General features: G+C 74.1%; 6 protein-coding genes. 3 read left to right on the top strand and 3 right to left on the bottom strand.

The window, feature by feature from the left end; genetic code table 11:
- The first annotated feature begins 79 nt into the window (after window positions 1-79).
- The 3 genes from FNH09_RS43755 (at window position 80) to FNH09_RS43765 (ending at window position 3231) form a co-directional block, all read left to right on the top strand.
- Window positions 80-1012, top strand: coding sequence for a bifunctional helix-turn-helix transcriptional regulator/GNAT family N-acetyltransferase (locus tag FNH09_RS43755; protein ID WP_152895438.1), 933 nt, complete (start codon window positions 80-82; stop codon window positions 1010-1012).
- Window positions 1013-1080: 68 nt separating this feature from the next.
- Window positions 1081-1878, top strand: a complete 798-nt coding sequence (locus tag FNH09_RS43760; protein WP_152895439.1) for a sugar phosphate isomerase/epimerase family protein — start codon at window positions 1081-1083, stop codon at window positions 1876-1878.
- A 93-nt stretch (window positions 1879-1971) separates the two neighbouring features.
- Entirely contained in the window at window positions 1972-3231 is a 1260-nt protein-coding gene (locus FNH09_RS43765; protein ID WP_152895440.1) for an MFS transporter, read from the top strand.
- Here the strand turns inward: FNH09_RS43765 and FNH09_RS43770 are convergent.
- From FNH09_RS43770 to aroA, 3 genes are all read right to left on the bottom strand, one after another.
- Window positions 3162-3758, bottom strand: a complete 597-nt coding sequence (locus tag FNH09_RS43770; protein ID WP_152895441.1) for an RBBP9/YdeN family alpha/beta hydrolase — start codon at window positions 3756-3758, stop codon at window positions 3162-3164. The genes FNH09_RS43765 and FNH09_RS43770 overlap by 70 nt on opposite strands.
- A gap of 186 nt (window positions 3759-3944) precedes the next feature.
- Complete coding sequence (locus tag FNH09_RS43775; protein ID WP_162470003.1) at window positions 3945-4577, bottom strand: GNAT family N-acetyltransferase; 633 nt, start codon at window positions 4575-4577, stop codon at window positions 3945-3947.
- Window positions 4574-5815 (bottom strand): 3-phosphoshikimate 1-carboxyvinyltransferase, encoded by a 1242-nt coding sequence (gene aroA / locus FNH09_RS43780; RefSeq protein WP_152895442.1) that lies wholly within the window; start codon window positions 5813-5815, stop codon window positions 4574-4576. The genes FNH09_RS43775 and aroA overlap by 4 nt, the downstream gene beginning before the upstream one ends.
- Between the last annotated feature and the right edge of the window lie 26 nt (window positions 5816-5841).

The following is a 5841-nucleotide window of genomic DNA, read 5'->3' on the forward strand; positions in this document are numbered from 1 at the left end:
GTCGTGGGGCGGGGGACGTTCTACGCTCGGGGACGTCGTTTCTCTGACTGAGTCAGCCATCGGATCACCGGGATCGATCATGACCGTCCAGGACATCCGTTCGTTCAACCGCTTCTACACGAACGTCATCGGCGCCCTCGACTACGGCCGCCACCTCTATGCCCCGTACACCCTCACCGAGTCCCGCGTCCTGTACGAACTCGCCCACTCCCCCACCGCGGACGCGGCCGACCTGCGCACCGGGCTCGCCCTGGACTCCGGCTATCTGAGCCGGATCCTGAACAGGTTCGAGCAGGACGGACTCGTCGAGCGCGCGGCCGCGCAGGACGATCTGCGCCGACGCCGGGTCACCCTCACCGCGCGCGGCCGGGAGGCCGCCGAACTGCTGGAGGAGCGGGCCCGGGAGACGGTCGGCGCCCTGCTGGCGGACGTGCCGCCCGCCGACCGTCCGCGCCTGGCGGAGGCCATGCGCACGATCCGTACGATCCTGGGCGACCCCGGTGCGCCCCGCGCCGAGGACGTCGTGCTGCGCGAACCGGGCCCCGGCGACCTCGGCTGGATCGTGCAGCGCAACGCCGCCCTGTACGCCGCCGAGTACGGCTGGAACACCGACTACGAGGGGCTCGTGGCGAGGATCGTGGCCGACTTCGCCGAGGACCACGATCCGCACCTGGAACGGGTGTGGATCGCCGAGCTCGACGGGCGGCCGGTGGGCTGCGTGATGTGCGTACGGGACGAGGCGCCCGGCACCGCCCGGCTGCGGCTGCTGCTCGTCGAGCCGGACGCACGCGGGCTGGGACTGGGCGACCGCCTGGTCAGGGCGGTCGTCGCGTTCGCGCGCGGGGTCGGTTACCGGGACCTCGTCCTGTGGACCAACGACGTCCTCGCCGCCGCCCGGCGCATCTACCTGCGGCACGGCTTCGTCCTCGCCGCCGAGACGCCCCACCGCTCGTTCGGCAAGGACCTCGTGGGCCAGGACTGGCGGCTGGACCTGCGCGAAGCGGCCGAGTGAGGGTGGAAACGGCCGAGTCGGGGCGGAGCGGACGCGGCCGGCGGCGATGACGGGTACGGTCGGTGGACATGAAGCTGGCCTTCTCCACCCTCGGTGTCCCCGGCCTGCCGCTCGCCGACGTCCTGCGGCTCGCCTCCGAGCACGGCTATCACGGAGTGGAGCTGCGCACCCACCCGGAGGAGCCCGTGCATCCGGGCCTCACCCCCGACGAACGGGCCGAGACGGCCGCCGCGTTCAAGGCGGCCGGGGTCGAGATCCTCGGTCTGGCGGGGTACGCGCGCGTGGCCGCGCCCGGTGACGACGACGCCGTGATCGGCGAGATCCGCGACCTCCTCACCCTGGCCCGGGACCTGGGCGCGCCGTTCCTCCGGGTCTTCCCCGGCGGCGTCGAGGGCTCGCCCGGGGAGGCCGACGCCACGGCCGCGCGCCGACTGGGCACGGCCGCCGAGTACGCGGGCGACGTCGGCGTACGGATCCTGCTGGAGACCCACGACTCGCACCGCACCGGCGCCGACGCGATCCGGATCCTGGGCCTGGTGGGCCACCGGCAGGTGGGGGCGCTGTGGGACGTGATGCACACCTGGCTGGGCGGCGAGCAGCCGCTGGACAGCTACGCGGCCCTCTCCCCGTACCTCGGCTACGTCCAGGTCAAGGACATCGCGTCCACCGACGACACGACCCCGCTGGCGCTGGGCGCCGGGGTGCTGCCGCTGGCCGAGTGCGTGGAGGTGCTCTCCCGGCACGAGTGGGACGGCTGGCTGTGCTGGGAGTACGAGAAGCGGTGGTACGAGACGGCCGCGCCGCTGGCCGGGCTGCTGGACGCGGGCCGGGACCATCTGAGGCGACTGCTGAACGAGTCGGCGTAGGGCACGGACTCGCCTGCGGTTATTGGTTCGCGGGGAGCGGGGGGTACGGGTTAGCCTCCCCGCCGTGAATCCGCCCGGCCCCGCCGCCCTCTCATGAGTCTGGCGCACGCCCTTCTCGACGTGCGTCCGCTGCGCTCCTCCCCCGCGTTCCGGCGGCTGCTGATCGGGCGGACGGTGTCCCTGCTCGGCAGCTTCATGACCACGGTGACCGTCATGTTCCAGGTCTGGGACACGACCCGCAGCACGGCCTGGAGCGGTGCGGTCGGTCTGGCGCAGGCACTGCCGATGGCTGCGTTCGGGCTGTTCGCCGGGGCCTGGGTGGACCGGGCCGACCGCCGCCGCGTGTACCTGCTCGCCACCGTCGGCCAGGCGGTCTGCTCCCTGCTGCTCGCCGTGCAGGGCTTCGACGGGCACGTACCTGTGGCCGTGCTGCTCGCGCTGGTCGCCGCCCAGTCGTCGTTCGGCGCGCTCGGGGCGCCGGCGGCGGGCGTGTTCGTACCGCGGCTGCTGCCGAAGGAACAGGTGGCGGCCGGGCTCGCGCTCAACCAGATCACCGGCCAGGCGATGATGCTGCTCGGCCCGGCGGTCGCGGGCGTGCTGCTCGGCCGACTGGGCATCGGCACCTGCTACCTCCTGGACTCCCTGAGCTTCGGTCTCTCCTTCTACGGCGCGTTCGGGCTGCCCGCGCTGCCGCCCGAGGGCGAACGCTCCCGGCCGGGCCTGCGCGGGGTGCTGGACGGGCTGCGGTTCCTGACCGGCCACCGGGCGGTGCGCGGAGCGCTGCTCACGGATCTGGCCGCCACCGTCCTGTCGTTCCCGGTGAGCCTCTTCCCGCTGGTCAACGCGGAACGTTTCGGCGGCGACCCGGGCACCCTCGGCCTGTTCCTGTCGGCTCTCGCCGTGGGCGGTCTGCTCGCCTCCGCGTTCTCCGGCGCGGTCACCCGGCTGGGCCGCCCGGGTCCGGTGATGCTGTGCGCGTCGGCCGGCTGGGGCGCCGCCCTGGTCCTGTTCGGCCTGACCACCGGTCCCTGGACGGGCCTGGGCCTGCTGACCCTGGCCGGGGCCGCGGACACCCTGGCCGTGGTGTCCCGCAGCACCATCGTGCAGACCCGCACCCCCGACGCCCTGCTCGGCCGGGTCACGGCCGCCGAACAGATCGTCGGCCAGGCGGGACCCAACCTGGGCAATCTGCGCGGCGGTCTGGTCGCGGGCTGGACCTCCGGGGCGACGGCGCTGGTCAGCGGGGGTCTGCTGTGCCTGGCGGCGGTGGCCGCGGGCGGGGGCTACGGACGGGGACTGAACCTGCTGTCGCCGTCCAGGCACCACTCCAGCACGGCGGGCCACGAGCCGTAGCCGGCGTCGAGATCGAGGTGGGCGGCGCCCGGGAGGATCTCGGCCGGGATGCCGAGGGGGTCGGCGAAGACGGTCCGGGCGCCTTCGGGGCAGTACGGGTCGTCGTCGCCGGCGACGAGACGGGTGGGGCCCGGCAGGGTCAGGCCGGCCGGCGGCGGCGGGGTGAAGGCCGCGATCTCCGGGTACCGGGCGAGCACCGAGCCGGAGGGCGGGGCCACCAGCAGCACCCGGTCGACGTCGCCGAGCCCCGGCACCCCGCGCGCGACGGCATGCAGCCACAGCACGGCGGAGGCGCTGTGGGCGAGCACGACCCGCTCCCCCTCGGCCGGCAGGGCGCGCAGGTGCCGGGCGAGCTCGGCGAGCCACACCTCCAGCTCGGGCTCGTCGGGATCGGGCAGCTGCGGGTAGACGACGTGGTGGCCGCGTTCCCCGAGCCGGTCGGCGAGCCAGTGCTGCCAGTGCCCCTCGGGGCGGTGGTTCTGCCAGCCGTGGAGGATGAGGAAGGAAGAGGAAGACGTCGAGGTCATGCCCGCGATGGTTTCCCGATCATGGCTCCACGGTCCAGTCACCGTCCGGTCCATGGACGGTCCGGGAGCGGTCCGGGAGCGGTCCGGGAGCGGTCCGGGGACATGTCCTGGACGGTCCGGAGCCGACGGACCCCGGACGGTCCGGAGCCGTGATCGGTCCGGATCCCGGCCGGTGCGGTCGGGCGGTCACGCCTGCCGGGACAGGAACCCCGCCACCCGTCGTTCCAGCCGCTCGCGGCACTGCGGCCACTCCCGGTCCGTGACGGAGAAGATCGCGGAGTCGCGCAGCCGGCCGTCCTCGCCCGGCGCCCAGGAGCGGGACCAGTTGCGCAGCACGCCCTCGAAGCGGGCGCCCACGCCCTCGATGGCCGCGCGGGAGCGGCTGTTGCGGGCGTCGGTCTTCAGGTCCACCCGGGACACGCCCCACTCCTCGAAGGCGTGCCGGAACAGCAGCAGCTTGGCCTCGGCGTTCACGCCCGTGCCCTGTGCCGAGGCGGCGAGCCAGGTGAAACCGACCTCGACGGCGTCGAGGCGGTCGTCGTCCCGCCAGTACCGCGGCTCCCAGTACGAGGTCGTCCCGACCACCCGCCCGGAGACGAGGGAGACCTGCGCGTAGGGCGCGAGTCGGCCCGTCGCCGCGCGGGCCAGCTGCGTGTCGATGTAGGCCTCCACCTGATCGGCCCTCGGCACCCAGGTGAAGGAGTACGTCTCCCGGTTCTCCTCCGCCGCCAGCGCGAGATCGGCGGCGTGCCCGTGCCCCAGCGGCTCCAGGCGTATGAGCGCGCCCTCCAGAACCGGTCCCTCCAGCTTGCCGATCACCGCACGATGTCCCTTCTCAAATCCGCGAACGCCTCGTGGAAACCGGGGAAAGTCTTGCGGACGCACCCCGGGTCGTCGAACGAGATCCCGGGCACCCGCAGTCCGGTGACCGCGAAGGACATCACGATGCGGTGGTCGCCGTACGACGTGATCCGCGCGCCCTTCGGCCCGTCCGCCCCCGGCCGGATCTCGATCCAGTCCGGTCCCGTGGCCACGTCGACACCGAGCCGGCGCAGGTTGTGCGCGCACGCCTCCAGCCGGTCGCACTCCTTGATCCGGGTGTTCGCCACGTCCTCGATGCGCACCGGTCCCGAGGCGAACGGCGCGATCGCCGCGAGCGTGGGCATGGTGTCGGAGATGTCCCGCATGTTCACCGTGACACCGCGCAGTTCGCCGGTGCCGCGCACCCGGGTGCCGTCCGGACCCGTGGCCACCTCGGCGCCCATCCGCCGCAGCACCTCCACGAAGCCCAGGTCGCCCTGGAGCGCGCCCGTGCCCAGGCCCGGGACGGTCACCTCGCCGCCGGTGACGGCCGCCGCGGCGAAGAAGTAGCTCGCGGTCGACGCGTCGGGCTCGATCGCGTACGTCGTGGCGCGGTAGCCGCCCGGGGGGACCACGAACACGTCCCCCTCCCGTGCCACCTCGACCCCGAACGCCCGCATCATCGCGAGGGTGATCTCGACATAGGGGGCGGAGACCAGGTCGGTGACCCGGATGCGCAGGCCCTTGCGGGTCAGCGGGCCGAGCAGCAGCAGGGCCGTCAGGTACTGGGACGACTGGCCCGCGTCCAGGACCACCTCGCCGCCCTCGACGCCCGCCGCCGTGACCGTCAGCGGGTGGTGCCCCTCCACCTCCTCGTGCCGCAGGTCCACGCCGAGGTCGCGCAGCGCCCGGGTGAGCGGCAGCAGCGGACGGCGGCGCATCTGGGCCGAGGCGTCGAAGCGGTAGGTGCCGCGGCCGGCGGCCGCCAGGGTGGGCAGGAAGCGGGCCGTGGTGGCGCCGTCGCGGCAGTGGACCTCGGCCTGCGCGGCGGCGGGACCCTGCGGGCGGCCGTCGACCTGCCAGGCCCCGGGGGTGCGGCCGAGGCGGTAGCCGAGCCGGGTCAGACCCTCGGCGAAGCCCTCGGTGTCGTCCGAGCGCAGCGGCCGCAGCAGGGTCGTGACCCCGTCGGCCGCCGCCGCCAGGAAGAGGGCACGGGCGGTGATGGACTTGGAACCGGGGATGTCGACACGGGGCATGCACTCATGATCCCGCCGGGGTGGGC

The sequence above is a fragment of the Streptomyces adustus genome, from assembly GCF_009377175.1.
Taxonomy (GTDB): Bacteria; Actinomycetota; Actinomycetes; order Streptomycetales; family Streptomycetaceae; genus Streptomyces; species Streptomyces adustus.

Bases quoted from the DNA above. Each gene is read 5' to 3' on its own strand.
- FNH09_RS43755 (WP_152895438.1), top strand. From the start codon at position 80: ATGACCGTCCAGGACATCCGTTCGTTCAACCGCTTCTACACGAACGTC.
- FNH09_RS43760 (WP_152895439.1), top strand. From the start codon at position 1,081: ATGAAGCTGGCCTTCTCCACCCTCGGTGTCCCCGGCCTGCCGCTCGCC.
- FNH09_RS43765 (WP_152895440.1), top strand. From the start codon at position 1,972: ATGAGTCTGGCGCACGCCCTTCTCGACGTGCGTCCGCTGCGCTCCTCC.
- FNH09_RS43770 (WP_152895441.1), bottom strand. From the start codon at position 3,758: ATGACCTCGACGTCTTCCTCTTCCTTCCTCATCCTCCACGGCTGGCAG.
- aroA (WP_152895442.1), bottom strand. From the start codon at position 5,815: ATGCCCCGTGTCGACATCCCCGGTTCCAAGTCCATCACCGCCCGTGCC.